Origin of the sequence: Sphingomonas faeni, assembly GCF_024273235.1 — a bacterium.
Taxonomy (GTDB): domain Bacteria; phylum Pseudomonadota; class Alphaproteobacteria; order Sphingomonadales; family Sphingomonadaceae; genus Sphingomonas; species Sphingomonas faeni_A.
Genome location: NZ_JANBVH010000032.1, coordinates 15,655 through 41,256, shown reverse-complemented (window position 1 = coordinate 41,256; position 25,602 = coordinate 15,655). Strand labels below are relative to the sequence as shown.

Below are 25,602 nucleotides of genomic sequence, written 5' to 3'. Positions count from 1 at the left end.
CCTGGCCGAACCGGTGCCCCGGAAGTGCCCCCTGATTGGTTACGCTGCATTGATGTTTAATGATGCTGTGCGAGACAAACGGCAACCCGTTACCTAAGGATTTCCGCGGGGTTCGGAGACCCTTTGAGACAACCTGAAAATAAGGGGTGGCGGAAGAGGTGGGATTCGAACCCACGGATGGGTTACCCCATCGCTGGTTTTCAAGACCAGTTCCTTAAACCACTCGGACACTCTTCCGTACCGGCGCTCGGATGAGCCGGACGACGGCGTCTAAGCGGAGAGCGGCGGGATCGCAACCGTTGCGATAGGCCGCCGCATCGCCGCATCCGATTGCGCGAGGGGCGGGCGGTCCGCTAGGCTGCCCGCATGGACCTAGACGCGATTTCGCACCACTTCTTCGGCACGACCGACATCGACACGCTCAGCCCCGAAGCGCTGGAAGCGGGACGCGACCGCGTGTCGCTGGCGTTCGGCACCGAGCGCGATGCCGGCCGGCGGTTCGCGTTATGGGCGGTGTTGCGCGCGACCGGCGATGCGCCCGATCCGACGCGGGCCTTCAAGGACCCGCGGGAGCAGCGCGCGGCGCAGATGTACGCGTCCGCGATCGGCATGGCGGGCGCGGACGACTAGAGGTTCAGGCCGCGCGGCGCTCCATCAGCGCACGGTCGATCCGCCGGATCAGGTCCGCGATCGGCGGCACGTCATACCCGGCAGCCAGATCGCCATGTCGCGGCGACGCGCACATCCGCTTGCCGACCAGCGCGAAGATATCCTGTTTCTGTGCCATCGATCCGGTCCCTTCCGATCGCACCACTATGCCGGCCAAGCGTTAACCAAAGGTTCTGGGCGAATTTGGATCCGGTTAACCGTCGCCGGGGGCAGGACACGCAACGCTCGCGGCGTTCCGGCGTTCTACTGGCACAGCGGCCGTATCGCATGGTTCGCAGCGCGCGGGGATTGATCCACTGGCCATGACATCACCGGCACGATCGCCCGCACATCCACAGGGCTGGACGACGTTGGAAGCGGTGCGCGCGCTGGCAGCCGACTGGGATCGCACCAACGGGGACGAGGTGTTTCCCGCCGAGCGCGTAGTCGCGCTGCACGAGGTTGGAGCGCTTGCCGGGTTCGTCGATATCTCGTCTCCCGAGCGGACCGACGCGCTGGTCGACGTCTTGCGCGCGATCGGGGGCGCCGATCTCAGCCTCGGCCGCGTGTTCGAGGGCCATGTGAACGCGGCGCAACTGGTGTCGGCCTATGGCGACGACCCCCAGCGGCGGACGCTGGCGGACGATCTCGAGGCCGGTCGCGTCTACGGGGTCTGGAATACCGAGCCGCAGCCCGGCCTGTCGATCCGGCAGGACGCCGACGGTCGCTGGGTGCTTCAGGGCCGCAAGAGTTTCGCGACCGGCGCAGGGCACCTCGACCGCATCCTGGTGACCGCGCGCGATGCGACCGGCGGCAAGCAACTCGTCCTCGTCCGAATCGCAGGCGAATCAGCGCGCGCGGACAATAGCGGATGGCAGGTTCGCGGCATGCGTGGCACGTGCAGCGGCCTGTTCGATTTCTCCGACATGCCGATCGGTCCCGAGGGCATGATCGGTGCCCCCGACGTGTACGAGACCGAGCCGCGGTTCAGTGCCGGCGCATGGCGGTTCACCGCGGTCCAGCTCGGCGCGGTCGAGGCGCTGGTGCGGCATCTGCGCGATCACCTCGTCACGACCGGCAAGGGCGACGACGCGGTCCAGCGCGCACGGTTCGCCGCCTGCCTGACGGAGACGCGTAGCGCTGGCCTCTGGGTACGCCGCGCTGCGCACCTGGCGGAGGCGCAGGCGACCGAGGCGATCCCGTTCGTGCTGATGACCCGCGGCATTGTCGAGGAGGCAGGGTTGAAGACGATGGAGGCGGCGGCGCGCTCGGTCGGTACCGCGTCGTTCTTCGCCGCCAGCCGGATCGACCGGATCACCCGCGATCTCGGGCTGTATCTGCGTCAGCCGGTGCCCGACCAGGCCCGCGACCGCGCGGCGGCGGCATGGCTGGAGGAGGATTGCTGGGGCGACGATCGGTGGTGGTAGCGCCGGGCCATCGCGCCTGGAGCACGCTCTTCCGTCGCGCCCGACCGATGTCCGCCAAGGCCGCCGCGGCACAGGGCCCGTGGTTGATCCTCGCGCCGCATCCCGATGACGAGACGCTCGGCTGTGGTGCGCTGATCGCCGCGATCGCCGCCAGCGGGGGACGCGCCCATACCGCGTTCGTGACCGATGGCGCCGGATCGCACCCCGACGCACCAGGCTGGAGTCGCATGCGCATCGCCGGGTTACGCCGCACCGAAGCCGCCGCCGCGCTGCGCCTGCTGGGCGGGGCGGCCCCGCTGCACCTCGACTGGCCCGATGCAGCCCCCCCGAAACCGGGCGACCCGCTCTTCGAACGCACCGCGGATCGCCTGGCAGCCTGGTGTCGCGCCCGCGAGATCCGCCGGATCGCGGTCACGTGGGACGGCGAGCCGCACTGCGATCACGAGGCCGCCGCAGCCCTCGCCGATGCCGTCGCACGCCGCATATCGGTTCGCCTCTATCACTATCTCGTCTGGGGCTGGACCGTCGCGGATTTGGCCGAGCGTGTCCGTAGTCGCCGCGTCATTTCGATCGATACGGCGAAGGCCAAGCCTCAACAGCGTCGCGCGATGGCATGCCACCGCAGCCAGCGCGGCGGGCGTATCGTCGGTGCCGCCGAGAACTTCCGCCTCCCCGACAGGATGCTCCGGCTGCTCGATCGGCCGACAACCCTCTTGCTGGAGATCCTCCGTGCGTCGTGAACACTCGATCGCCCCCGACTATTTCGAGGCGCTCTACAAGGACAAGGGCGATCCCTGGGACTTCGAGACCAGCGCGTACGAGGCCGCCAAATACGCCGAGACGCTCGCCGCCTTGCCCCAGCCGCGGTTCGCCAATGCGCTGGAAGTCGGGTGCGCGAACGGTGTGCTGACAACCCAGCTTGGCGCGCGGTGCGACGCGTTGCTGTCGGTCGACGTCTCACCGACCGCGCTCGCCTCGGCGTGTGCGCGGTGCGCGGATCAGCCGAACGTGACGATCGAGCAGCGCCGCCTCCCCGACGAGGCGCCCGAGGGGATTTTCGATCTCGTGATGCTGTCGGAGGTCGTCTATTACTGGGATAGCGCCGACATCGTCCGGCTCGCAGGCTATCTGCGCGGCGCGGTGGCGTCAGGCGGGTATGTGATGCTGGTCCACTGGATCGGCGAGACCGATTATCCCAAAAGCGGGGACGAGGCCGTTGCCGAACTCCAGGCTGCGCTCGACGATCGCGTCACGGTCGTTCGCAGCGACCGGCACGAGGCGTACCGGCTCGATCTCTGGCGTCTGGAAGGTGCGGGTTAGGCGGATCAGCGACTGCGCCTCCCGGATCGCCGCGGGCAGCGTAGCAAAGCTTAACTGGTCGTCCGGCCTGGCAACCGCGGGGTTGAGCGCCGCGACCACGGCGTAGGTTTCGTGCAAGGGCGCATCGATCGGCTGATCGATCCACCGCGCCACGGCATCGGCCATCCCGCCCGGCGCGCGACCAGAGATCCGGCACGAGGTGAACACGCGCACGTTCAGCGGGTGGCGCACCTGGCCACCATGCGCGCGGATGCGGTCGAACAACGCACGATCCTCCGCCACCGACGGCGTGGGCGCCCCGCCGATCCGCCGGTACATCGCGTGCGTGACGGCAATGCTCGCGCCGCCCTCGTAGAAATGGCGAGGCCAGGGATCGTGCGCCTGCGTCCCGGCGCGAGCGCGAAGATAATCGAGCGCGGTGTAATAGCGTCCGAGCTGGTCCAGCCGTCGCCGTGCCGTGACCCCCAGCGACGCCCGATCCGCCTTGAGCGTCAGCGCGCGTCCGGCCACGGCATCGTTGCCCGCATCGATATGCGCGACGATCCGCACGATCCAGTCGGCCGCGACATTCGTGTCCGCGTCGGTCGACAGCAGCAAATCGGTATTATGGGTCAGCAGGTTCGCGCCTGCATCGAGCGCAAGGCGCCGTGCCCAGCCGGCGTGCCGTGCCCCCGGTAAAAGCGAAACGGCCGACCATGCGAGCGTTGCATGGCTCGGCCGCCAGGTGTTCAAAATTTCGATCGTGCCATCGGTACAATCGTTCGCCATCGCGACGATGACGACCTTGCCACCGAAGCGCCCCGCCGCACGATCCAGCGCGTCGAGGCACTCGCCCAGATACTCGTCTTCGTTCTTGACGGGAATGGCCACCGCCACCGCACGCTGAGCGTACGGTGGCGATGCCTTGGGCTTCATCGAAGCGATCAAGCCGCCTCAGGATCTTCGAACGCGGGAGCGTCGAGGTCGACGTTCAGTTCGCGATCCCAGATACGCAGCTTGCCGAGCGTTTTGAGGAACGCGTCGACATCGCCCTTGCCGCCCAGCGCGATTACGCCGTCGTCCATGTCCTCGTCCTCGATGCCGGCCTTTTCGAGGAACGGCTTCGCATCGGCGTTAAAGCCGATGAACTTGGCATGCCCGAACGCATCGCTGACGAAGTCCTTGGCGGTCTTGTCCTTGCCGAGCTTCTTGGCCCCATCCGCCGATACGACGATCGCCACGGCATCGTAGAGAACCGAAGGCGCGCCATCGATCTTCTGCTTGCCTTCCGCGAGCGTCCCGTCGTCGAGCGTCGCGCCCGCCACCTTCGGCGCGATGATCTCGTACGTGGCCTTCGCCGCGACGATCCCATCGACCAATGCCTGGACGATCGCAGCCGGTGCCCCGTCCGTGACGAGGATACCAAGCTTGCGCCCTTCGAAGCTGCCCGTGGTGTTCTTCAGAATGCTGAGAGCATCCGAAGCAGGCAGGTCGGTGCGGGGCTCGACCGCAGCCTTCGCCTTGGGCGGCATCGCCTTCAGCCCGAGTCCGGTCGCGACCGTCTTCGCCAGCTTCTCGTCAATGTTGAGCAGATGCCCGACCATCAACTCGCGGATATCCACCCGCTCGACCTTCGACAGCTCGAACGTCAGCGCATCGCCGATGTGCTTCTGTTCGATCTCGGTCTGGCTGATGAAGAACTGGCGTGCCTGGCTATAATGATCGGCGAACGTCGCCGAGCGTACCTGCGCCTTGCGCCCGGTCTCCTGCGACGGGAAGTGCTTGTAGCCCTTGGTCGGGCTCTCGCGCGGCGTGCCTTCCCAGCTGTTCGGCTCATAGTTCGCACGACCCTTGCGAGCATGCATCGCCATGTGGCCGTCCTGCTGGTAATTGTTCACCGGAATCTTCGGCGCATTGATCGGGATATGCGTGAAGTTGGTGCTGCCAAGGCGCTTCAACTGCGTATCGAGATACGAGAAGTTGCGGCCCTGCAACAGCGGATCGTTGGTGAAGCCGATCCCCGGCACGATGTTCTGCGTGCAGAACGCGACTTGCTCGGTCTCGGCGAAGAAATTGTCGACCAGACGATCGAGCTTGAAGCTGCCGATGATGCGGACAGGAATCTGCTCCTCGGGAATGACCTTGGTCGCATCGAGCACGTCGAACTCGAAATTGTCGGCGAACTCATCGTCGAACAGCTGCACGCCCATGTCCCACTCGGGGAAGTTACCCTGATCGATCGCGTCCCAAAGGTCGCGACGATGGAAGTCGGGATCGGCACCGTTGATCTTGACCGCCTCGTTCCACGCGACCGACTGGAGTCCCAGCTTCGGCTTGAAATGGAACTTGACGTAGGTGCCCTTGCCCTCGGAATTGACCAGCCGGAACGTATGCACGCCAAAGCCCTCGACGAAGCGGAAGCCGCGCGGAATGGTGCGGTCGGACATGATCCACATCACCATGTGCATCGATTCCGGGGTCAGGCTGATGAAGTCCCAGAAATTGTCATGCGCGGTCTGTGCCTGCGGGAAGCCGCGATCGGGCTCCTGCTTGGCGGCATGGATCAGGTCGGGGAACTTGATCGCGTCCTGGATGAAGAACACCGGGATGTTGTTGCCGACAACGTCCCAGTTACCCTCCTTGGTATAGAACTTCACCGCGAAACCACGCACGTCGCGCGCCAGATCGGCCGAACCCTTGTTACCCGCCACCGTCGAAAAACGGAGGAACATCGGCGTCTGCTCGCCGACTTCTGTCAGGATGCCAGCGCTGGTGAATTCTTCCAGGCTCTCGGTCAGCGTGAACGTGCCGTGCGCGCCGTAACCGCGGGCATGAACGACGCGCTCGGGGATACGCTCGTGATCGAAATGGAAGATCTTCTCGCGGAAGTGGAAATCCTCCAGCAACGTCGGCCCGCGATCTCCGACTTTCAGCGAATTCTGGTCGTCGGCAACCGGGATGCCCTGCTGCGTCGTCAATACGGCGCCTTCGCCGCTGGCGATCTGGTGCAGTTCGCCGCCTTCGCCGATCTGCGTTTCGAACGTGGCACCTTTCGGTGGTGTGCCGGTATCCTTGGCGATGGTCTTGGTCATGTGCCGTCCTCGTAGCTACTCAAGACCCACAGCGCGTGGCGAGCCGTAAGAGTTGCACCGAAATCGGACGCTTGATGCAGATCAGCGCGATTGCCGAACGGTTCGTGGAGCCTTGGAGAAACTGACCGCGGGGCGCGTTGAGCGGCGATGTCCCCAATGAAATCCCCAAGCGAAGGACCAGCCATGAACATCGACCTGACAGGCCAGGCCGCGATCGTCACCGGCGCGAGTTCCGGGCTGGGCCGCGCCTCCGCCATCGCCTTTGCCAAGGCCGGCGCGAAGGTCGCGGTCAACTATAACAGCAGCGCGGACAAGGCGCGCGAGGTGGTCGAGGCGATCGAGCAGGCGGGCGGCGAGGCGTTCGCGTGCGAGGCGGATACGTCGGACGAGGCGGCGGTGCTGAAACTGTTCGACGAGACGGTCGAGCGTTTCAGCGGCGTCGACATCGTCTTCGCCAATGCGGGCATGCAGAAGGACGCGGCCTATGCCGACCTGACGCTGGAGGACTGGAAGCGGGTCATCGACGTCAACCTGACCGGGCAGTTCCTCGTGTCGCGCGAGGCCGTGCGCCGTTTCCGCAAGCAGGGCGACCGCGGTTTCAGCCGCGCGATCGGGAAGATCCTGTTCATGAGTTCGGTGCACGAGGTCATTCCCTGGGCAGGCCACGCCAACTACGCCGCGTCGAAAGGCGGCAGCGGGATGCTGATGCGGACGCTCGCGCAGGAGATCGCCGGCGACCGCATCCGCGTGAACGGCATCGCCCCCGGCGCGATCGCGACCGAGATCAACGCAGACGCGACCGCCGACCAGGACAAGCTGCTCGAACTCATCCCTTACGGCCGGATCGGCGATCCCGAGGATGTCGCCCGCGCCGCGCTGTTCCTGGTGTCGGATGCGGCGGACTATATCGTCGGATCGACGCTCACTATCGATGGCGGCATGAGCCTGTATCCCGGCTTCCGCGACAATGGTTGAGCTTGGCGACAAGCCCGAACCCATCGCGGATCACGGCGCGATCGGTAATTTGGAAACCATCGCGCTGGTCGATACGGCAGGCACGATCGACTATCTCTGCTGGCCCTGCCTCGACAGCGCCACGGTCTTCGCGCGGCTGCTCGACGACGAGAAGGGCGGGCATTTCGCGGTCGAGCCCGACCTTCCCGGCGCGAACATCGTTCAAATGTACCTGCCCGAGACCAACATCCTGCTCACCCGCTGGATGGCGAATTCCGCGAGCATCGACCTCGTCGACCTGATGCCGGTCGGCAACGACGTCGACGATGCACCGCCCCGGCTGGTCCGACGGCTGACCTGCACGCGCGGGGCGGCGACGATCCGCGTGCGGTGCGCGCCGCGGTTCGATTACGGCGCGGCGGGGCGCACGGCATCGGTGGCCAGCAACGGCGCAGACGTTTCGCGCGGGCGGTTCGATCACGAAAGCGGGCTCGCGCTCGCCTTGCACGGCGCGGCATCGCTGGTCGCGGACGGTTGCGACCTCACCGCCGAGATCGACCTGCGCGAAGGCGACACCGTGTCGCTGATCCTCAGCAACCCCGACGACGTCTCGCTCGATACCGAAGCGCTCGATGCGATCGTCGAGAAGGACATCGCCTATTGGCGGGCATGGAGCCGCCAGTCGCGCTATCGCGGCCGCTGGCGCGAGACCGTCGAGCGCTCGGCGATGGTGTTGAAACTCCTCACCTCGCGCAAGCATGGCTCGATCGCGGCGGCGGCCACCTTCGGCCTGCCCGAAGCGCCCGGCGGCGTGCGCAACTGGGATTACCGCGCGACGTGGATCCGCGATTCCTCGTTCACCGTCTATGCGCTGCTGCGCCTCGGCTTCCAGAGCGAGGCGGTCGACTTCCTCCACTGGACGATGGACCGCGCGCAGGCGTGTTCGAAGGGCCATCTCGGCGTCATGTACGCGCTCGACGGCGGCCCGATCGCCGACGAGCGCCCGCTCGATCTTGCCGGGTTCGAGGGCGCGTCGCCGATCGTCGTCGGCAACGAGGCGAAGGACCAGACGCAGCACGATATCTACGGCGCGCTGCTCGACGCGACCTATCTCGGCACCAAATATGGCGAGCCGATCGCGCATGATTCCTGGATGGCGATCTGCCGGATCGTCGATCAGGTCTGCGAAACCTGGGCCACGCCGGACTCCGGGATCTGGGAGGTCCGCGGGCCGAAGAAGCATTATCTCCACTCCCGGCTGATGAGTTGGGTCGCGGTCGACCGCGCGGTGCGGCTGGCGCAGAAACGCTCGCTGCCCGCGCCGCTCGTGCGCTGGTCGGAAGTCCGAACCGCGATCAACGAGGATATCTGGGCGAATTTCTGGAACGACGACCTCGGCCGTTTCGTCCGCGCGATCGGCGATGCGCCCGAGGACGTGGCGGTCGACGGCGCGCTGCTGATGATGCCGCTGGTGCGCTTCATCGGCCCGACCGACCCCAAATGGCTCGCGACCCTGGATGCGATCGGCGAGGACCTGTCCGACGACGGGCAGGTGTATCGCTACAAGATCGACGATGGCTTGCCGGGACGGGAGGGGACGTTCGTCGCCTGCTCGTTCTGGTATGTCGAATGCCTCGCGCGGGCAGGGCGGCTGAACGAGGCGCGCTGGAATTTCGAAAAGCTGCTCGCGCACGGCAATCATCTCGGCCTGTTCGCCGAGGAAATCGCGCAGGACGGCAGCTTCCTCGGCAATTTCCCGCAAGGGTTCAGCCACCTCGCGCTGATCAGCGCCGCCTTCTACCTCGACCGCGCGCTCGACGACGGCGGGCCCAAGGCCTGGGCATGACCTTCATTCCGACAAGGATACGACCATGAACCTCGATATTGCAGGCAAGATCGCGCTCGTCACTGGCGCCGACAGCGGCATGGGCAAGGAAACCGCCCGGATGCTGCTCCAGGAGGGCGTGCGCGTCGCGATCACCGACCAGCCCGGCGGCGATCTGGACACGAGCGCGACGGAGTTGAAGGCACATGGCGAGGTGATCGCGGTCGAGGCGGACCTGACCAAGCTCGACGACGTGAAGGCGCTGTTCGCCAAGGTCCGCGAGCAGCTCGGCGAGCCCGACATCCTCGTCAACTGCGCGGGCGTGACCGGAGCGACCGGCGATTTCCTCGACGTCGACGATGCCGGCTGGCAGTCGACGCTCGACATCAACCTGATGGGCGCCGTCCGCGTTTGCCGCGAGGCGATCCCGGCGATGCGCGCGGCGAAATGGGGCCGGATCGTGCTGATGAGCTCCGAGGACGCGGTGCAGCCTTATGTCGATGAGCTCGCCTATTGCGCATCGAAGGCCGGGATTTCGAGTCTCTCGAAGGGGCTCTCCAAGGCCTATGGCTGCGACAACGTGCTGGTGAACACCGTCTCGCCCGCGTTCATCGCCACGCCGATGACCGACAAGATGATGAAGAAGCGCGCCGACGAGAAGGGCACGAGCTTCGACGAGGCGATCGAGACGTTCCTCGAGGAAGAGCGCCCCGGCATGACGCTCAAGCGCCGCGGCACGGCGGAAGAGGTCGCCTCGGCGATCGTGTTCCTGTGCTCGGAGCGGGCGAGCTTCATCAACGGCGCGGATATTCGGGTGGACTCCGGCTCGGTGATGACGGTGGCGGGTTAAGCCGCCAACCATCATTGCTAATACCGGAGCGGAACCAAGCGATCCTCCCCCGCCAGGGGGAGGTGGCAGGCACTTGCCTGACGGAGGGGGAGGAAGGCACAACCGATGTTGCGTGTTCCTCCCCCTCCGTCGCTTCGCGCCACCTCCCCCTGGCGGGGGAGGATTGCAAGAGCGCCTCTACCCCTCGAACAAATCCTTGAACTGCCGCGGCTGCGACCGGAGATACTGGTTCGGCGCCTTCACCTTACCCCCAAGATGCGCCGCCGCATGCCAAGGCCAACGCGGGTCGTACAAAATCGTCCGGGCCAGCGCGATCATGTCCGCATCGCCCGTCCCGACGATCGCCTCGGCCTGCTCGAAATCGGTGATAAGCCCGACCGCGACCACCGGGATCGACACCGCCTGCTTAACCGCGCGCGCCAGCGGCACCTGATAGCTCGGCCCCACCGGGATCTGCTGCGCCGGCGTCGTGCCCCCGCTCGAGACGTGGATGGCACTGCACCCACGCGCCTCGAGCGCCTTGGCGAACGCCACCGTCTGCTCCGAATCCCAGCCGCCCTCGGCCCAGTCGGTCCCCGATACGCGCATCGTCACCGCACGCTCGGCCGGAAACGCTGCCCGAACCGCATCGAACACCTCGAGCGGGAAGCGCATCCGGTTTTCGAGACTGCCGCCATACTCATCCTCCCGCCGGTTCGACAGCGGCGACAAAAACTCGTGCAACAGATAGCCGTGCGCCGCATGCAACTGCACCGCGTCGATCCCGAGCCGAGCAGCCCGCACCGTCGCCGCCACGAACGCATCGCGCACCCGCGCCAGTCCTTCGGCATCGAGCGCGACCGGTGCGTTCTCCTCGGGCAGGAACGGGAGCGTCGAGGGCCCCTCGGTCTGCCATCCGTTAGGCGCGCCCGGCGCAATCTGGAGTCCGCCCTTCCAAGGCACCTCGCACGACGCTTTCCGCCCGGCATGCGACAACTGGATCGCGATTGGCATGTCCGACCAGCGCCGTACGCTCTCGATCACGCGCGCCATCGCCGCCTCGGTCGCATCGTCGTACAGCCCGACGTCGGCATGCGTGATCCGCCCCTCGGGCAGCACCGCGCTCGCCTCGATCGTCAGCAAAGCAGCCCCCGACAGCGCGAGTTGGCCCAGGTGGATCTGGTGCCAATCGTTCATGCAGCCGTTTTCCGCCGAATACTGGCACATCGGCGCGATCACGATCCGGTTGGTCAGCGTCAGATTGCCGACCGTGAGCGGCTCGAACAGTTTCGGGCCGCTCATGCGTGGATCGATCGGAAGGAAAATGGCATAGGGATGTTCCTTGAAATCTGAGAACGTGCGGCGAAAACTCGCTGCTGCGAGCGGAACATAGGAACCGGCGGACGGGTTTCACGGCAAGGAATGCTGCACCGCGGTAAAGCCGCGTCCGCATCGAGACGATTACGACACGAAAAGGGTCCTCGCATTGCATCTACTGCCCGACACGCTCGACGCCGGCTCGGCCTACCCCCTCGGCGCGACCTTCGACGGGCTCGGCGTCAATTTCGCAGTCTATTCCGCCAATGCCGAGAAGATCGAACTCTGCGTCTACGACGAGACCGGCCGCCGCGAGCTGAGCCGCTATCCGCTCCCCGAATGGACCGACGAAGTCTGGCACGGCTATCTTCCCGACGCGCAGCCCGGCCTCGTCTACGGCTATCGCGCGCATGGCCGCTATGCCCCCGAAGAAGGCCACCGCTTCAACCCGAACAAGCTGTTGCTCGACCCTTACGCCAAGCAGATGATCGGCGAACTCCGCTGGACCGACGCGATGTACGGATACCAGGTGAAGTCGCCGCGTGCGGATCTCAGCTTCGACCGCCGCGACAGCGCGCTGACGATGCCCAAGGGCGTCGTGACCGACAGCCATTTCGACTGGTCGCGCGACGTGCGGCCCAACACGCCCTGGTCTGAGACGGTGATCTACGAGGCGCATACCAAGGGCCTGACCAAGCTGTTCGAGGAGGTCCAGCCCTCCGAACGCGGCACCTTCGCGGCGCTCGGCAATCCCAAGGTCATCGATCACCTCAAGCGGCTCGGCGTCACCGCGCTCGAGCTGCTGCCGATCCACACCTATATCCAGGACCGCTTTCTCCAAGAAAAGGGCCTGCGCAACTACTGGGGCTACAACACCCTCAATTTCTTCACGCCCGAGCGCTCGTTCTTCGCGACCGACAGCCACAACGAACTCCGCCGCTCGATCCGCCGCCTGCACGCGGCCGGGATCGAGGTGATCCTCGACGTCGTCTACAACCACACGTGCGAAGGCTCCGAGCAGGGCCCGACGCTATCCTGGCGCGGGCTCGACAACGCCAGCTACTACCGCCTGGTAAAGGACGACCCCCGCTACGCAATCAACGACACCGGCACCGGCAACACGCTCAACCTCACCAAAGCGCGCGTGCTGCAGATGGTAGCGGATTCGCTGCGCTACTGGGCGACCAGCTTTGGCATCGACGGCTTCCGCTTCGATCTCGGGCTGACGCTCGGCCGGACGGATACCGGCTTCGATCCCGGCGCAGGCTTTTTCGACGTCCTCCGCCAAGACCCGGTTCTCGGGCGCCTGAAGCTCATCACCGAGCCCTGGGACATCGGCCCCGGCGGGTATCAGCTCGGCAACTTCCCCCCCGGTTTCGCCGAATGGAACGACAAATACCGCGACACCGTGCGGAAATTCTGGCGCGGCGATCACGCGCAGCGCGCCGATCTCGCCGCGCGCTTGACTGGTTCGGCCGACCTGTTCGACCGCCGCGCCCGCCGGCCCTGGGCGAGCGTCAACCTGCTCGGCGCGCACGACGGCTACACGCTCGCCGACACGGTCGCCTACGAGGAGCGCCACAACGAAGCGAACGGTGAAGACAATAACGACGGCCATTCGAACAATTGCTCGCGCAACTGGGGCGTCGAAGGCCCGACGGACGACCCCGCGATCCTGGAGACCCGGTCGCGCGTGATGCGCTCGATGCTGACTACCTTGTTCGCGTCGCTCGGCACGCCGATGCTGGTCGCCGGCGACGAGTTCGGCCGCACGCAGAACGGCAACAACAACGCCTATTGCCAGGACAACGAGATCAGCTGGCTCGACTGGGAGAAGGCGAAGTCCCCCGAAGGCGAGGCGCTGATCGACTTCACCGCGCGCTTGATCGCCCTGCGCCGCGAATACGGCATGCTCCGCGCCGGTAACTTCCTGTACGGGGACGACACCCCGGCCGAAGGGCTGAAGGATATCGAATGGTGGGACGAGCGCGGGCAGCAACTCACGGCGGACGATTGGGACAACACCAATGGCCGTGCGCTGGTGATGCGCCGCGCGTGCGAGATGGAATCGGGTGAGATCCAGGTGATCTCGCTCTTCCTCAACGCCTCGGAGGGCCCGCTGACCTTCCACATGCCGCCGCCCGAAGAGGTGGAGCGCACCGTTCTGATCGACAGCAGCAAGCCCGAGCAGGGGCCGACCCCGATCAAGGACAGCTACGAGCTTCCCCCCCAGGGTGCGGCGTTGCTTTCCTGGACGATCGCAGCGGCATGACTTGGGGACCGACGCTCGCCGAAGACGCTACGACGTTCCGCCTCTGGGCTCCCGATCGCGACGTCGTGGCTCTGGAGATCGCGGATGGCGATGCGGTTCCCATGACGCGCAGCGCCGACGGCTGGTTCAGCACCTCGGCTCCCGTAGGGCCAGGGACGCGGTACCGATTCCGCCTGAGCGACGACCTCGCCGTCCCCGATCCGGCCTCGCGATCACAATCGGGCGGCGTCCATGGCTGGAGCGTCGTCGTCGATCACGCCGCCTATGACTGGCGCACGACCGACTGGATCGGCCGTCCGTGGGAAGAGATGGTCATCCAGGAGGTCCATGTCGGCGCGCTCGGCGGCTTCGCGGGAGTTGCGGATCACCTCGCGGCGCTCGCGGAACTCGGCATCACCGCGATCGAACTCATGCCCGTCAATGCATTCGGCGGCACCCGCAATTGGGGCTATGACGGCGTGCTGCCCTACGCCCCCGCTGAAAGCTACGGCACGCCCGACGAACTGAAAGCCTTGGTCGACCGCGCCCATGAACTCGGCCTCGCCGTGTTCCTCGACGTCGTCTACAATCACTTCGGCCCCGACGGAAACTATCTCGGCGCGTACGCCAAGGGCTTCTTTCACGCCGAAGTCGACACTCCCTGGGGTGGTGCGGTCGCCGTCGATCAGGCGCCGGTCCACCGGTATTTCGTCGACAACGCGCTGATGTGGCTGACCGAGTACAAGTTCGACGGCCTCCGCTTCGACGCGGTCCATGCGATCGCGAACGACGACTTCCTCGACGCGATGGCCGCCGAACTCCGCGAGAAGACCGAAGGCCGCCACGTCCACCTCGTCCTCGAAAACGAAGGCAACGACGCCGACCGCCTTTACCCCGCCGCGTTCGACGCGCAGTGGAACGACGACTTCCACAACGTCCTCCACGTGCTGCTCACTGGCGAGACGAGCGCCTATTATGCTGATTTCTCAGACAGTCCGGCAGAACGCCTCGCACGCTGTCTCAGCGAAGGGTTCATCTACCAGGGGGAGGGCTCGCCCAACCACGACGGCAAGCCGCGCGGGAAGCCCAGCGCGCATCTGTCGCCGACCGCGTTCGTCGCGTTCCTCCAGAATCATGACCAGATCGGCAATCGCGCGATGGGCGAACGCCTGACGCTGCTCGCCGACCCGCAGAAATTGCGCGCGGCGACCGCGTTGCTCCTGCTCGGCCCGCAGATCCCGCTGCTGTTCATGGGTGACGAACACGGTAGCGAGAGCCCGTTCCTGTTCTTCACCGATTTCCACGACGACCTCGCCGATGCGGTGCGCGAAGGCCGCCGCAAGGAGTTCGCCAAGTTCGCCGCCTTCGCCGATCCCGAGGCGCGGAAGGCGATCCCAGACCCGAATGCACACGAAACCTTCCATCGATCCCGCGCGCAACCGGGCGCCGCTGCCGCCGAGTGGCAGGACCTGTATCGCTCGCTGTTGGCACTTCGCCACGAGGCGATCATCCCCCGGCTAGCTGGCACGGAGTCGATCGGGGCCGAGGCGATCGGGGAGGGGGCTGTCATCGCTCGCTGGCGCATGGGTGATGGCGCGGTTCTCACAGTCGTCCTCAACCTCGGCGTAGAGGCCGTTGATTTTCCACAAATATCGAGCGTACCGATCTTTGCAGATGGCGAATCTGGCCAGCCCGGCAGCGTCGCGGTTTGGCTGGAACGATGAGCGATTTCCAAAAGCTTGTCGTGGCCGCCGGCCTGCAACCCGAATGGCAGGACGCGGCCGGTCGTCGCCAGACGGTGTCGGACGAAGCGCTGCGGACGATCCTCGATCACCTCGGCCATCCGTCTGCCAGCGCCAAACAGATCGCCGAAAGCCTGGCTGTGATCGCAGTCAGGACTGCCCGGGCGCCCCGCTTCCTGTCTGTCGACGTCGGCGATCCGATCCAGCTTGCGACGACGCTATTCGGCAAGGCCGAACTCACCCTCGAAAACGGCACGCGGACGTCGGTTGCGATCGACCAAGGCGCGTTGAAGCCGATCGAGCACACCGGCTATCACCGTCTCGAAGTCGGCGACCACGTGATCGACCTGCTCGTCGCGTCGCGCCGCTGCTTCACGATCGCCGACGCCGTACCGGGGCGCAAAGTCTGGGCACCCGCGGTCCAGATCCCTAGCCTGCGCAGCGAGACTGCCAAGGCATTCGGCGACTTCGGCACACTCGCGGAGACCGCCCGAGCGTTCGGCGAGCGCGGCGCCGACGCGCTCGCGATCAGCCCGACCCACGCCTTGTTCCCGGCCGACGCGAGCCGGTACAGCCCTTACGCGCCATCGAGCCGGCAATTCCTCAACGGCCTGTATGCCGATCCGTCTGCGTTCGCCGGGACATCGGACGACCCCACGCCAGACCTGATCGACTGGCAGAGCGCGATACCCGCAAAGCTCGCACGCCTTCGCAAGACGTTCGATCAAGATGCTCGACAACTTGGTGAAACCCTCGACGTGTTCAGGCGCGAAGGCGGAGATGATCTCGAACGCCACGCCGAGTTCGACGCCCTCCACGCGCATTTCTTCGCGACAACCGGCGCGCGCGGCTGGCAGCAATGGCCCGTCGAGTATCACGACCCCGTCAGCCCAGCCGTCCGTCGGTTCGTTACCGAGCATGCCGAGGACGTCACGTTCTACGTCTTCCTCCAATGGCTCGCCCGTCGCGACCTCGACGCCGCGCAGACGGTAGCGAATGATGCCGGCATGACGATCGGCCTCATCGCCGACCTCGCCGTCGGCATGGACCCCGGCGGCAGCCACGGCTGGAGCCGGCGCGGCGACCTGCTCACCGGCCTGTCGATCGGCGCGCCGCCCGATCCGCTCGGCCCGGACGGCCAAAGTTGGGGCATCACCGGCTTCGACCCGCAAGCGCTCCGCGACAATGCCTTCGCCCCGTTCATCGCGACGATCCGCGCAGCCCTGGCGCATGCCGGCGGCATCCGCATCGACCACGCGTTCGGCCTCCGTCGCCTCTGGGTCGTCCCCGAAGGCGCGTCGGCGGCGGAGGGCGCCTATCTCGACATGCCGTTTGACGACCTGATGCGGATCGTCGCGATGGAATCTCAGCGGGCGAAGGCGATCGTGATCGGCGAAGACCTCGGCACCGTCCCCGACGGCTTCCGCGAGGCGATGGATGCGCGCGGCATGCTCGGCATGCGCGTCTTGTGGTTCGAGCGCGACGCGGACGGTTTCGTGCCCCCCGCGAAATGGGCGCCCGATGCGGTGGCGATGACCGGCACGCATGACCTTGCGACGATCGCCGGCTGGTGGAGCGGCCGCGACATCGACTGGACATGGGACCTCGGCCGCAAGTCCGATGCTATCGACGAACCCGCAGACCGGGCGGCCCGCGCCGACGATCGTGCGGCACTCTGGTCCGCTTTCGACACGGGCGCCAAACAACCATTGCCCGATGATACCGACCCGGTCGTCGACGCCGCGATCGCGCATGTCGCCGGCACACCCTGCGCGCTGGCGATCATACCTATCGAGGATATGGCCGGACTGATCGAGCAGCCCAACCTCCCCGGCACGATCGACGAACATCCCAATTGGCGCCGCCGCCTGCCGGACACGACCGAGGCGCTAATCCAACGCCCCGCCGTCGCCGCTCGCATCGACGCGCTCAACACCGCGAGACCCGCATGACACCTCCCACCACGCCGCGCGCAACCTATCGCTTCCAGTTCCACAAGGACTTCACCTTCGCCGACGCCGAGGGGCTGGTGCCGTATCTCGACGCGCTCGGGATCAGTCACCTCTACGCCTCGCCGATCACCACCGCGCGCAGCGGGTCCACGCACGGCTACGACGTGGTCGACCCGACCCGCATCAATCCCGAACTCGGCGGTGAGGACGCGTTTCGCAGCCTGGTCGCGGCCCTGCGCAAGCGGGACATGGGCGTCATCATCGACATCGTCCCCAACCACATGGGCGTCGCCGGTGGTGAGAACGCGTGGTGGAATGACGTCCTAACGCACGGCGAACCAAGCGAATTTGCGCGCTACTTCGACATCGACTGGCGCGAGAAGCTGGTGCTCCCGATCCTGGGCGATCCGCTCGCCGAGACGCTCGCGAGTGGCGCGTTGAAGGTCGAGCAGGTCGATGGTCGCTACGTCCTCGAAGCGTATGGCGAACACCGCCTGCCGATCCGCGACGAGGATCAGGCCACCGCAGCAACCGACGACATCGCCGCGCTGGTCGACCGCCAGCATTATCGTCTCGCGTCCTGGCGCGTCGCCAACGACGAACTCAACTGGCGCCGGTTCTTCACGATCAACGACCTCGCAGGCCTTCGCGCCGAAGACCCGGTCGTGTTCGAGGCCACGCATGCGCTCTATTTCCGCCTGTACGCCGAGGGCCTGATCGACGGCGTCCGCGTCGATCACGTCGATGGCCTGACCGATCCCGCCGGTTATTGCCGCCGCCTCAGCGCGCGCCTCGACTCGATCGAGCGCCCCGCCAATGCGCCACCCGGTCCGGCCTATATCGTCATCGAGAAGATCCTCGCCGACGGCGAACCGCTCAGCACCGACTGGGGCGTCGACGGCACCAGTGGGTACGACTTCATGGAGCAGGTGACGGCCTTGCTCCACGCGCCGGCCGGCGCCGAACCGCTCGCCAAACTCTGGGCGGACATCAGTGGCCGTTCCCCCGACTTCGCGCCCGAGGAACTGCGCGCTCGCCAGGAATTGCTCGCGTGGCAGTTCCACGCGCAGCACCGTGGCTGCATCGAGGCCTTCGTCGCGCTCGCTCGCTCGACGCCCGAATGCGACGGCCTTACCCGCGGCATGCTCGACCGCGCGATCGAGCGACTGCTCTGGGTCTTCCCGGTCTATCGCACCTACGGAACGGGCGACGCCGCCCCGGCAGCGGACGCCGCGATCCGCGAGACGGTCCGCCAGCGCATCGCGCAGTTCGTCCCACCGGGCGAGGGCGCCGTGGTCGAGCGGATTCTCTCATGGCTGGCAGGCGAGGGTCCCGGGGACGCCAGGCTCGCAGCGGAAGCGGCGCGCAAGTTCCAGCAACTCTCCGCGCCGATCGCGGCGAAGTCGGTCGAGGATACCGCGTTCTACCGCTACGGTCGCCTGCTCTCGCGCAACGACGTGGGTTTCGACGCCGCGCGCATGTCGCTGGATATAGACGACTTTCACGCGGCAATGGTCGACCGGGCCCCCGACTGGCCGGCGGCAATGCTCGCGACCGCCACGCACGATCATAAGCGTGGCGAAGACGTCCGCGCACGGCTCGCTGTGTTGAGCGAGGTGCCCGACCTATGGCGTGCGCATGTGCAACGATGGCGCGAACTCGCCGCGCCGTTTGCCGACGGGGTCGATTCCGCCGACGCCTATATGCTGTTCCAGACGCTGTTCGGTGCATGGCCCGACGGACTGACCGCATCGGATGCCAAGGGCCTATCGGATTTTGCCGAGCGGATCGTCGCGTGGCAGGAAAAGGCGCTGCGGGAGGCGAAGCTGCGGTCTTCGTGGGAGGCGTCGGACGAGGCGTACGAGAGCCGCTGCCACGATCTCGCCCGCGCGCTGCTCGATCCCGAGCGGTCGCCGGCATTCCTGGACGACATGACCGCGTTCGTCGCGCGGATCGCACCCGCCGCTGCGGCGAACGGCCTCGCGCAGGTCGCGCTGCGCTACACCGTGCCCGGCGTGCCCGACCTCTATCAAGGAACGGAGACCGCCGACCTGAGCCTGGTCGATCCCGACAATCGCCGCCCGGTAGATTACGCGCGACTCCAGGCATTGTTGGACGGCGAAACGCCGGCGAAGATGGCGCTGATCCGGCAGCTTCTCGCGATGCGAAGGGATCATCCGACCTTGTTCTCGGAGGGGCGCTACGAGCCCATCGCCGTCACCGGGATCCGCGGGGATCAGGTGCTTGCGTTTCGGCGAATCGGCGACGATGCAAGCCTTCGCTGCGTCGTTCCGCTCCGCTGTGCCGAGCGCCATCTCGAACGGATCGACGCCCGCGACTGGTGGGGCGACACCGCGCTCGCATCTGGCGAAACGCTCGCCGATCTGCTCGGCGCGCGTTCCGTTTCGATCGAGATGCTCCCCGCGAAAGGCTGAGCGATCAGCGGCCTGCGAGGTAGCGGGCGAGCGGGTCGATCATGTCTTCGGGGATACGGCGGGCGATCACTGGCATCGTCGCCTGCGATTTCCGCGCGTCGACCACCGTCTCGTCGCCGCGCCAGTTGCGCAGCCGTTGAGCGATGTAGCTGGCACGCTGGCCGGCTAACACAGGGTACGGCTTGCCGGGCGCGTGGCAGCTTGCGCAGGCGGGAAGCTGGACCTTCGTTAGTCCCTCACGGTCGATCTTCGCGGCCTCGCTCGAGCCCGACGGGGTGACGCTGCCAATGCCCGGCATTGCCGCGAAGTGATCCGCAAGCCGCGTCATTTCCGCGGGCGTCAGCGTCGCGGCGGCGTTCGCCATCACCGCGCTCTGGCGCTTGCCGGACGCATAGGCCTCCAGCGCAGCGCGGAGATACGCCGGACTCTGGCCGCCGAGCACGGGCATGTCGGGCTGGCCGCGGCCACGGCCGTCTGCGCCGTGGCAGCCGGCGCAGGTCGCGATCCTGGCATCTGCGACACCCGGTACCTCGGTCAGCGAGCGATAGGTCGCGGGCGACATTTCCGGCAGCAGGCGGACGAACGCGACCATGCGGCGGACTTCGTCGTCGCGGTCCTTCGCCGCCCAGCCGGGCATGCCGGTGTATTTGACGCCGTGCTTGAGGATCCAGAAGATCTGCTTGTCGGTCCACTCGCGCGCGTTGATCGAAAGGTCCGGGGCAGGGGGAGTCGCGGCCTGCATCACGGGGAGCGGGCGCACACCGGGTGCGCCGTGGCACGAGGCGCAACTCGCCTTGAACAAACCGGCGGCGCTGACCAGGCCCTCGTTGGCCTTTGGATCGTCGGGCGCGGTGACGGCGGCGTAGGTGCGGACCGAGTTGCGCATCGTCCAGTGGAGGAACCAGTCGGTGATCTTCCAATGGCCCGACGACGCGGCAATGTTGAACACGCCCGACCACGCGAACAACAGCCCCGCCAGCGCGAGCCCGACGATGGCGGCGGCGGCGCGCGCCCAGGTGATCCGGATGGTCATGCGGTCGCGCTCCGTGTCTTCAACAGTCCGCCGAGCATCGCGAGCCCGCCGAGGAAATAGCTCGCCGCACCGACCATCAGCATGACGACGCCGCCGAGTTGCTGGTCTTCGAGGGCGTCGAGGCCGTGGATCGCCGGGTGCATCTCCATCATCGCGTAGAGTGGCCGCGGGGCGAGGCCGATCAGCGCGCCGAGCAGCGTCATGTGCATCGACGTCAGCAACATCGCCGCGACGCCCGATGCGCGTCGATCGCTCGCGCCGCCGATGCGCGTGCCGAGCACCGCGCTCCACAGGAGGACGCCCGCGGCGAGAAAGCTCGCTTGTTCGATCAACAACGCCACCGGCTGCATGTCGACGCGCAGCCTCAGCGCGGGGAGGTGCCAGAGCCACACCACGACCAGCTCGACCAGCGACATCGCGAGCGGGGTCACGATCGCAGGCCAACGCTCGGCCGGATCGAAGCGACTCCCCGCGATCCCGTAGGCGAGGAACGGCGCGGCGACCGCGACCGCGATCATGTGCCCCGCCATGTGCCCCACCATCCCGAGCGGCGCGGCGGCGAACGCCCAGCCGATCGGGACGAGCACGGCGCCTAGAACAAGGCTCGCGCGCCTCACCGGCAATCGCCGAAGATGATGACCGGCAGTGCGGTGAAGATGACCGCGACGAAGCTCAGCCCCGCCAGCAACCGCGTCGACAGCGCCAGGAATCGCAGCCGGTCGATCGCCGTGCCCTGTTCGTGCGGCGCCGGATCCCCCGGCGTCTCGGACTGGACGCGCGCGATATAGCCCGCCGCGACGATCCCCAGCAGCGCTACGATCGTCGCGATCAGCGTCGCGAGCGGGAAGCCGGTCAAGGCGGTCCCCGGGGTCGGCGATTTCGCGCAGGTCACCGCCACCCACAAATAGCAGAACAGGAAATGCACGGCCCAGATCGTCGGCGGGACGATCAGCGTCCACAGCGTCACCTTAAGGTCGCGCGCCCAATGCTTTCGGTCGGACTCGGACTTCCGGTTGGACTTTGGCTCGGTCATGCGACCCCCGGGAACAGGCCGATCGTGCAGAACGTCACGATGCCGGTCAGCGCGAGGAAATGATGGTACACGGTGATGTTGCGCAGGTCCGCGTCATAGACCGGCGTCATCTTCCCTGCGAGGCTGCGGGCCAGCGTATAGGCCTGCATGATGACCCCGATCGCGGCATGCACCGCGGTCCAGATCGCCAGCGTCCAGACGATCGCCGGATAGACGTGGAGTTCGGGATCGAGCCCCGAATACCACGGTCCGGCAAGCCCGGCGAACAGGCTCGCCAGCGTCGCGACGATCCCGACCACCAGCAGCGCGCGCCCCGCACCGACGTTGCCGCGACGATGCACTTCGCGCGCGCCGACGGTCGCGGCCCAGCCGGCAAGGGTCAGCGCCAGCGCGACCATCGGCCAGAACACGCCCGGCCCGTTCAGCCCGGCTCCCGTGGGCGGGAAATCATTGTGGATCGTCCAGAAGAAGAAATAGCCGAACACGAGGCCAGAGAACGCGGTCGCATCCGCCATCATCGTGATGAACATCGCCCACCAGCCCGGCGCCGACGGCCCGGAGGTGTAGAGCGGCACCTCGATACCATGGCCGATATGCTTGGTCGGCTTTTCGGGGATCTCGGCGGTCCCGGTCCACAGCCACCACAGCACGCACGCGAGCGTCGCGACGCCGCTGACCGCCGACCAGATATAAAGATGGTAGGTCGTCAGGATGAAGACGCCGGCCAGCGCGACCGCGGTCATCATCGGCTTCACGCTCGGCGTGCCGAGGCGGATCACCTGCAACGGCCGCGCATCGAGTACGGTGGTGATGATCGACTCGCGTCGCATCTCCTCCGCATCGGGCAGGAAGAAACGTCCCTCGTCGACCTTCTGGACGAAGTTCTTCTGGTCCCAGATCGGATAGCGGCTCTCGATCAACGGCACCGAGCGGATACCCCAATCCTCGTCGTCCGGATGCGCGAGCCATTCCAGCGTGCCCGCATTCCACGGATTGCGCGGCGCCTTCGGGCGGCGCGGCGACAGCGCGAGGTCGATGCAGACGATCAACACGCCCGTCGCGAACATATACGAGCCGGCGGTCGAGGCGAGGTTCAGCCCGCCGATCCCGAGTTCTTCCGGATAGGTGAAGACGCGGCGCGGCATGCCGAGCAGCCCCGACAGATGCATCGGGAAGAAGGTCAGGTTCATGCCGACGAACATGATCCAGAACGCGATCCGCCCGAGCTTGTCGCTCAGCTTCTTCCCGGTGATCAGCGGCCAGTAATAATACAGCCCGGCGAACAGCGGCAGCAGCGTACCGCCGATCAGCACGTAATGAAGATGCGCGACGATGAAATAGGTGTCGTGCGCCTGCCAGTCGAACGGGGCGACCGCGACCATCACGCCGGTCAGGCCGCCGATCACGAACACCGCCAGGCTTCCGCTCGCGTACAGAAGTGGCGTCGATTTCTTGACGTTGCCTGCCCAGAGCGTCGCGATGAACACGAAGATCTGCACGCCGGTCGGGATCGCCACCGCTTCCGAGGCGGCTGCGAAGAAGGCGAGGCTGATCTTCGGCAGCCCGGTCGTGAACATGTGGTGGACCCACAGCCCGAAGCTCAGGAACGCCGTCCCGACCGCCGCCAGCACGATCCACGGATAGCCGAGCAGGTGCCGCTGCGCGAAGGTCGGGATCAGCATCGCGAACAGCGCGATCGACGGCAGGAAGACGATGTAGACTTCCGGATGCCCGAAGATCCAGAACAGATGCTGCCACAGCAGCGGATCGCCGCCCTTCTCGGCATTGAAGAATGGCCAATTGAGCAGCCGCTCCATCTCGAACAGCACGTCGCCGGCGATCAGCGGCGGGAACGCGAACAGGATCATCACCGCGACGACCAGGATGTACCAGGCATAGAGCGGCATCAGGTTCAGCCGCATGCCCGGCGGCCGGCATTTCAGCACGCCGACGATCAGCTCGACCGCGGCGGCGACCGACGACACCTCGATGAAGCTGAGGCCGAGCATCCAGATATCCGCGCCGAGCCCGCTCAGATCGGTCCGCGTCGTCAGCGGCGGATACATGAACCAGCCGCCATCGGGCGCCGCGTCGAAGAAGATCGAGCCCGACACGAACACCCCGCCGATCAGGAAGCTCCAGTATCCGAACCCCGACAGCCGCGGAAACGGCAGGTCGCGCGCGCCGAGCAGCTGCGGCAGAAGGATGATCGACACCGCCTCGAACATCGGCACCGCGAACAGGAACATCATCATCGAGCCGTGCAGCGTGAACAGCTGGTTGAACGTGTTCGCCGTGACGAGATCGTTGTTCGGCACCGCCAGCTGCGTGCGCATGATCAGCGCGAGCACGCCTGCGAACAGCATGAAGCCGAACGCGGTCAGCGTGTACCACACGCCGATCCGGTTGTTGTTGACGTCGGTCCAGCGGAAAAACCAGCCCGACGGCGGCTTCCACACTTCGCGCAGGCGATCCTCCTGGCCTTTCCGCACCGCGGGATCGTTCTGGTCGGGGGCGACGTACTGGGCGCTCTCGGTGGTCATTTGAGCCCCTGGAGATAGCTGGCGATCTGGTCGGCTTCGGCGGCCGACATCTGCGGGAAGGCGGGCATCCGCACGCCCGGCTTGGTCTTGGCCGGATCGCGAACGAATCCGGCGATATTGGCCTTGGTCATCGGCAGGATGCCGGCGGCGAGCGTCGGGCGCGAACCGAAGTGCGTGAGGTCCGGGCCGATCTTCGCGACCGGTCCGACCCCGCGGACGCTGTGGCAGCCGCTGCAGCCATAGCTCGCGAAGGCGCGCGCGCCCGGCGATGCAGTGACGACGGCGGGCTGGCGTTGCGCGGCGAGCCAGCGCTCGAACGCGGGGGGCTCCATCGCGATCACGTCGAATGCCATCAGCGCATGGCCGAGCCCGCAGAACTCCGCGCAGACACCGCGGTACGTCCCCGCCTTGGTCGCGCGAACGACGAGCCGGTTGGTGCGGCCGGGGATCATGTCCATCTTGCCGGCGAGGCCAGGCACCCAGAAGCTGTGGATGACGTCGGGGCTGCGCAGCGACAGTTCGACGGTGCGGCCGACGGGCAGGCGAAGTTCGTTGGCCCCCTCGACCACCGATCCACCGGGCGGGGCATAGCGGACCCGCCACCAGAATTGCTCGCCCTCGACGCCGATGCGGAGATCGCTGTTCGCGACCTCGCGCGGGCGCATCGCGGGGAGCGCGTAGAGAAGCAGCGCCAGCAGGATGATCGAGGGCCCGATACCGCCGAGCCACAGCACCAGCTTCATCCCGCCCTTGTGCGTCAGGTCGCCCTCGGGCGCGCGCATCGCGTGACGCATGAGCAGCGCGAGGCCCCCTGCGAGAATGATGGCACCAATGACAAGGACGATGGTGATCGAGAGGACCTTGTCCGCTTCCTCACCGAACGGGGCGAGCGTCGACTGGTGCTGGTTGCACGCCGCCAACAGCGGCAGGCACGCGCCCACGGAAAGAGAAATAGCCTTCCGCATCATCACCTTGCCACCCTTTAGAAGGACTTCTCCTAGCGGCGGGGGCGGGGCGGCGTAAACCCGAAAATGACATATGTTTCATGTTGGGGGTGAAGCACTGTCCCTTCTGCGGGGGGCTGTCCCTCCTGCGATGGGCCAGCGGGTATCCTTCCCCGTCACCCCAGCGAAGGCTGGGATCTCAGCATGTGGCGAACGCCGCGTGCCACGGCGGATACCCCAGCTTTCGCTGGGGTGACGGACGGGGGGAGGATCAACAT

Annotated in this window: 19 protein-coding genes, 1 tRNA gene and 1 pseudogene; 11 read left to right on the top strand and 10 right to left on the bottom strand. The window is 66.6% G+C overall.

The window, feature by feature from the left end; genetic code table 11:
* Positions 1–147 precede the first annotated feature (147 nt).
* A tRNA-Ser gene (locus NLI89_RS16105) sits at positions 148–237 on the bottom strand.
* Positions 238–366: 129 nt separating this feature from the next.
* Here NLI89_RS16105 and NLI89_RS16100 point away from each other — a divergent pair.
* Positions 367–630: a hypothetical protein gene (locus tag NLI89_RS16100; protein WP_254687957.1), complete on the top strand. Its 264-nt coding sequence runs from the start codon at positions 367–369 to the stop codon at positions 628–630.
* A 4-nt stretch (positions 631–634) separates the two neighbouring features.
* Here NLI89_RS16100 and NLI89_RS16095 read toward each other — a convergent pair whose 3' ends face one another.
* The gene (locus NLI89_RS16095; protein ID WP_254687956.1) at positions 635–787 is read right to left on the bottom strand and encodes a hypothetical protein; all 153 of its coding nucleotides are present in this window, start codon (positions 785–787) and stop codon (positions 635–637) included.
* A 184-nt stretch (positions 788–971) separates the two neighbouring features.
* Here NLI89_RS16095 and NLI89_RS16090 point away from each other — a divergent pair, with 184 nt between their 5' ends.
* From NLI89_RS16090 to NLI89_RS21910, 3 genes are read left to right on the top strand one after another with little or no spacing between them, the layout of a single operon-like run.
* Positions 972–2,075: an acyl-CoA dehydrogenase gene (locus NLI89_RS16090; protein ID WP_254687955.1), complete on the top strand. Its 1,104-nt coding sequence runs from the start codon at positions 972–974 to the stop codon at positions 2,073–2,075.
* A gap of 47 nt (positions 2,076–2,122) precedes the next feature.
* A complete protein-coding gene (locus NLI89_RS16085; RefSeq protein ID WP_254687954.1) occupies positions 2,123–2,815 on the top strand; it encodes a PIG-L deacetylase family protein in 693 nt (230 codons plus the stop codon).
* Positions 2,805–3,395, top strand: coding sequence for a class I SAM-dependent DNA methyltransferase (locus NLI89_RS21910; protein WP_254687953.1), 591 nt, complete (start codon positions 2,805–2,807; stop codon positions 3,393–3,395). The genes NLI89_RS16085 and NLI89_RS21910 overlap by 11 nt, the downstream gene beginning before the upstream one ends.
* Positions 3,396–3,548: 153 nt before the next feature.
* On the opposite strand, the pseudogene NLI89_RS21790 reads toward NLI89_RS21910, so the two are convergent.
* Together NLI89_RS21790 and NLI89_RS16070 are read right to left on the bottom strand one after the other, a co-directional pair.
* Positions 3,549–4,310: pseudogene (locus NLI89_RS21790) on the bottom strand (glycosyltransferase); the annotation flags it as partial.
* A gap of 8 nt (positions 4,311–4,318) precedes the next feature.
* Complete coding sequence (locus tag NLI89_RS16070; protein ID WP_254687952.1) at positions 4,319–6,466, bottom strand: catalase; 2,148 nt, start codon at positions 6,464–6,466, stop codon at positions 4,319–4,321.
* 183 nt (positions 6,467–6,649) lie between these two features.
* Between NLI89_RS16070 and NLI89_RS16065 the strand changes: the two genes are divergently transcribed.
* Genes NLI89_RS16065 through NLI89_RS16055 form a run of 3 tightly spaced genes read left to right on the top strand, consistent with a single transcriptional unit; the run spans position 6,650 to position 10,095 of the window.
* A complete protein-coding gene (locus tag NLI89_RS16065) occupies positions 6,650–7,441 on the top strand; it encodes an SDR family oxidoreductase (protein WP_254687951.1) in 792 nt (263 codons plus the stop codon).
* Positions 7,434–9,266 (top strand): glycoside hydrolase family 15 protein, encoded by a 1,833-nt coding sequence (locus tag NLI89_RS16060; RefSeq protein WP_254687950.1) that lies wholly within the window; start codon positions 7,434–7,436, stop codon positions 9,264–9,266. Before NLI89_RS16065 ends, NLI89_RS16060 begins: the two co-directional genes overlap by 8 nt.
* A gap of 25 nt (positions 9,267–9,291) precedes the next feature.
* The gene (locus NLI89_RS16055; protein ID WP_254687949.1) at positions 9,292–10,095 is read left to right on the top strand and encodes an SDR family NAD(P)-dependent oxidoreductase; all 804 of its coding nucleotides are present in this window, start codon (positions 9,292–9,294) and stop codon (positions 10,093–10,095) included.
* Between the two features lie 177 nt (positions 10,096–10,272).
* Here the strand turns inward: NLI89_RS16055 and NLI89_RS16050 are convergent, their stop codons facing one another.
* A complete protein-coding gene (locus NLI89_RS16050) occupies positions 10,273–11,376 on the bottom strand; it encodes an NADH:flavin oxidoreductase/NADH oxidase (protein WP_254687948.1) in 1,104 nt (367 codons plus the stop codon).
* A 184-nt stretch (positions 11,377–11,560) separates the two neighbouring features.
* Between NLI89_RS16050 and glgX the strand changes: the two genes are divergently transcribed.
* From glgX to treY, 4 genes are read left to right on the top strand one after another with little or no spacing between them, the layout of a single operon-like run.
* Positions 11,561–13,663, top strand: a complete 2,103-nt coding sequence (gene glgX / locus NLI89_RS16045) for a glycogen debranching protein GlgX (RefSeq protein ID WP_254687947.1) — start codon at positions 11,561–11,563, stop codon at positions 13,661–13,663.
* Positions 13,660–15,366 carry a malto-oligosyltrehalose trehalohydrolase gene (gene treZ, locus NLI89_RS16040; RefSeq protein ID WP_254687946.1) on the top strand — a complete coding sequence of 569 codons (1,707 nt, stop codon included), beginning with the start codon at positions 13,660–13,662 and terminating at the stop codon, positions 15,364–15,366. Before glgX ends, treZ begins: the two co-directional genes overlap by 4 nt.
* Complete coding sequence (gene malQ, locus NLI89_RS16035) at positions 15,363–17,336, top strand: 4-alpha-glucanotransferase (RefSeq protein ID WP_254687945.1); 1,974 nt, start codon at positions 15,363–15,365, stop codon at positions 17,334–17,336. The genes treZ and malQ overlap by 4 nt, the downstream gene beginning before the upstream one ends.
* Positions 17,333–19,771 carry a malto-oligosyltrehalose synthase gene (treY, locus tag NLI89_RS16030; protein WP_254687944.1) on the top strand — a complete coding sequence of 813 codons (2,439 nt, stop codon included), beginning with the start codon at positions 17,333–17,335 and terminating at the stop codon, positions 19,769–19,771. Before malQ ends, treY begins: the two co-directional genes overlap by 4 nt.
* A gap of 4 nt (positions 19,772–19,775) precedes the next feature.
* Here treY and NLI89_RS16025 read toward each other — a convergent pair whose 3' ends face one another.
* From NLI89_RS16025 to NLI89_RS16005, 5 genes are read right to left on the bottom strand one after another with little or no spacing between them, the layout of a single operon-like run.
* The gene (locus tag NLI89_RS16025) at positions 19,776–20,804 is read right to left on the bottom strand and encodes a c-type cytochrome (protein WP_254687943.1); all 1,029 of its coding nucleotides are present in this window, start codon (positions 20,802–20,804) and stop codon (positions 19,776–19,778) included.
* Positions 20,801–21,421: a cytochrome c oxidase assembly protein gene (locus NLI89_RS16020; protein ID WP_254687942.1), complete on the bottom strand. Its 621-nt coding sequence runs from the start codon at positions 21,419–21,421 to the stop codon at positions 20,801–20,803. The genes NLI89_RS16025 and NLI89_RS16020 overlap by 4 nt, the downstream gene beginning before the upstream one ends.
* Positions 21,418–21,837 carry a hypothetical protein gene (locus tag NLI89_RS16015; RefSeq protein ID WP_254687941.1) on the bottom strand — a complete coding sequence of 140 codons (420 nt, stop codon included), beginning with the start codon at positions 21,835–21,837 and terminating at the stop codon, positions 21,418–21,420. The genes NLI89_RS16020 and NLI89_RS16015 overlap by 4 nt, the downstream gene beginning before the upstream one ends.
* A complete protein-coding gene (gene ctaD, locus NLI89_RS16010) occupies positions 21,834–24,380 on the bottom strand; it encodes a cytochrome c oxidase subunit I (protein ID WP_254687940.1) in 2,547 nt (848 codons plus the stop codon). The genes NLI89_RS16015 and ctaD overlap by 4 nt, the downstream gene beginning before the upstream one ends.
* Entirely contained in the window at positions 24,377–25,345 is a 969-nt protein-coding gene (locus NLI89_RS16005; RefSeq protein WP_254687966.1) for a cytochrome c oxidase subunit II, read from the bottom strand. Before NLI89_RS16005 ends, ctaD begins: the two co-directional genes overlap by 4 nt.
* Positions 25,346–25,602: the final 257 nt, after the last annotated feature.

Bases quoted from the DNA above. Each gene is read 5' to 3' on its own strand.
- NLI89_RS16085 (WP_254687954.1), top strand. From the start codon at position 2,123: ATGTCCGCCAAGGCCGCCGCGGCACAGGGCCCGTGGTTGATCCTCGCG.
- ctaD (WP_254687940.1), bottom strand. From the start codon at position 24,380: ATGACCACCGAGAGCGCCCAGTACGTCGCCCCCGACCAGAACGATCCC.
- NLI89_RS16005 (WP_254687966.1), bottom strand. From the start codon at position 25,345: ATGCGGAAGGCTATTTCTCTTTCCGTGGGCGCGTGCCTGCCGCTGTTG.
- NLI89_RS16095 (WP_254687956.1), bottom strand. From the start codon at position 787: ATGGCACAGAAACAGGATATCTTCGCGCTGGTCGGCAAGCGGATGTGC.
- treY (WP_254687944.1), top strand. From the start codon at position 17,333: ATGACACCTCCCACCACGCCGCGCGCAACCTATCGCTTCCAGTTCCAC.
- NLI89_RS16015 (WP_254687941.1), bottom strand. From the start codon at position 21,837: ATGACCGAGCCAAAGTCCAACCGGAAGTCCGAGTCCGACCGAAAGCAT.
- NLI89_RS16070 (WP_254687952.1), bottom strand. From the start codon at position 6,466: ATGACCAAGACCATCGCCAAGGATACCGGCACACCACCGAAAGGTGCC.
- NLI89_RS16065 (WP_254687951.1), top strand. From the start codon at position 6,650: ATGAACATCGACCTGACAGGCCAGGCCGCGATCGTCACCGGCGCGAGT.
- NLI89_RS16055 (WP_254687949.1), top strand. From the start codon at position 9,292: ATGAACCTCGATATTGCAGGCAAGATCGCGCTCGTCACTGGCGCCGAC.
- NLI89_RS16050 (WP_254687948.1), bottom strand. From the start codon at position 11,376: ATGAGCGGCCCGAAACTGTTCGAGCCGCTCACGGTCGGCAATCTGACG.
- malQ (WP_254687945.1), top strand. From the start codon at position 15,363: ATGAGCGATTTCCAAAAGCTTGTCGTGGCCGCCGGCCTGCAACCCGAA.
- NLI89_RS16025 (WP_254687943.1), bottom strand. From the start codon at position 20,804: ATGACCATCCGGATCACCTGGGCGCGCGCCGCCGCCGCCATCGTCGGG.
- NLI89_RS16100 (WP_254687957.1), top strand. From the start codon at position 367: ATGGACCTAGACGCGATTTCGCACCACTTCTTCGGCACGACCGACATC.
- NLI89_RS16090 (WP_254687955.1), top strand. From the start codon at position 972: ATGACATCACCGGCACGATCGCCCGCACATCCACAGGGCTGGACGACG.
- treZ (WP_254687946.1), top strand. From the start codon at position 13,660: ATGACTTGGGGACCGACGCTCGCCGAAGACGCTACGACGTTCCGCCTC.
- NLI89_RS16060 (WP_254687950.1), top strand. From the start codon at position 7,434: ATGGTTGAGCTTGGCGACAAGCCCGAACCCATCGCGGATCACGGCGCG.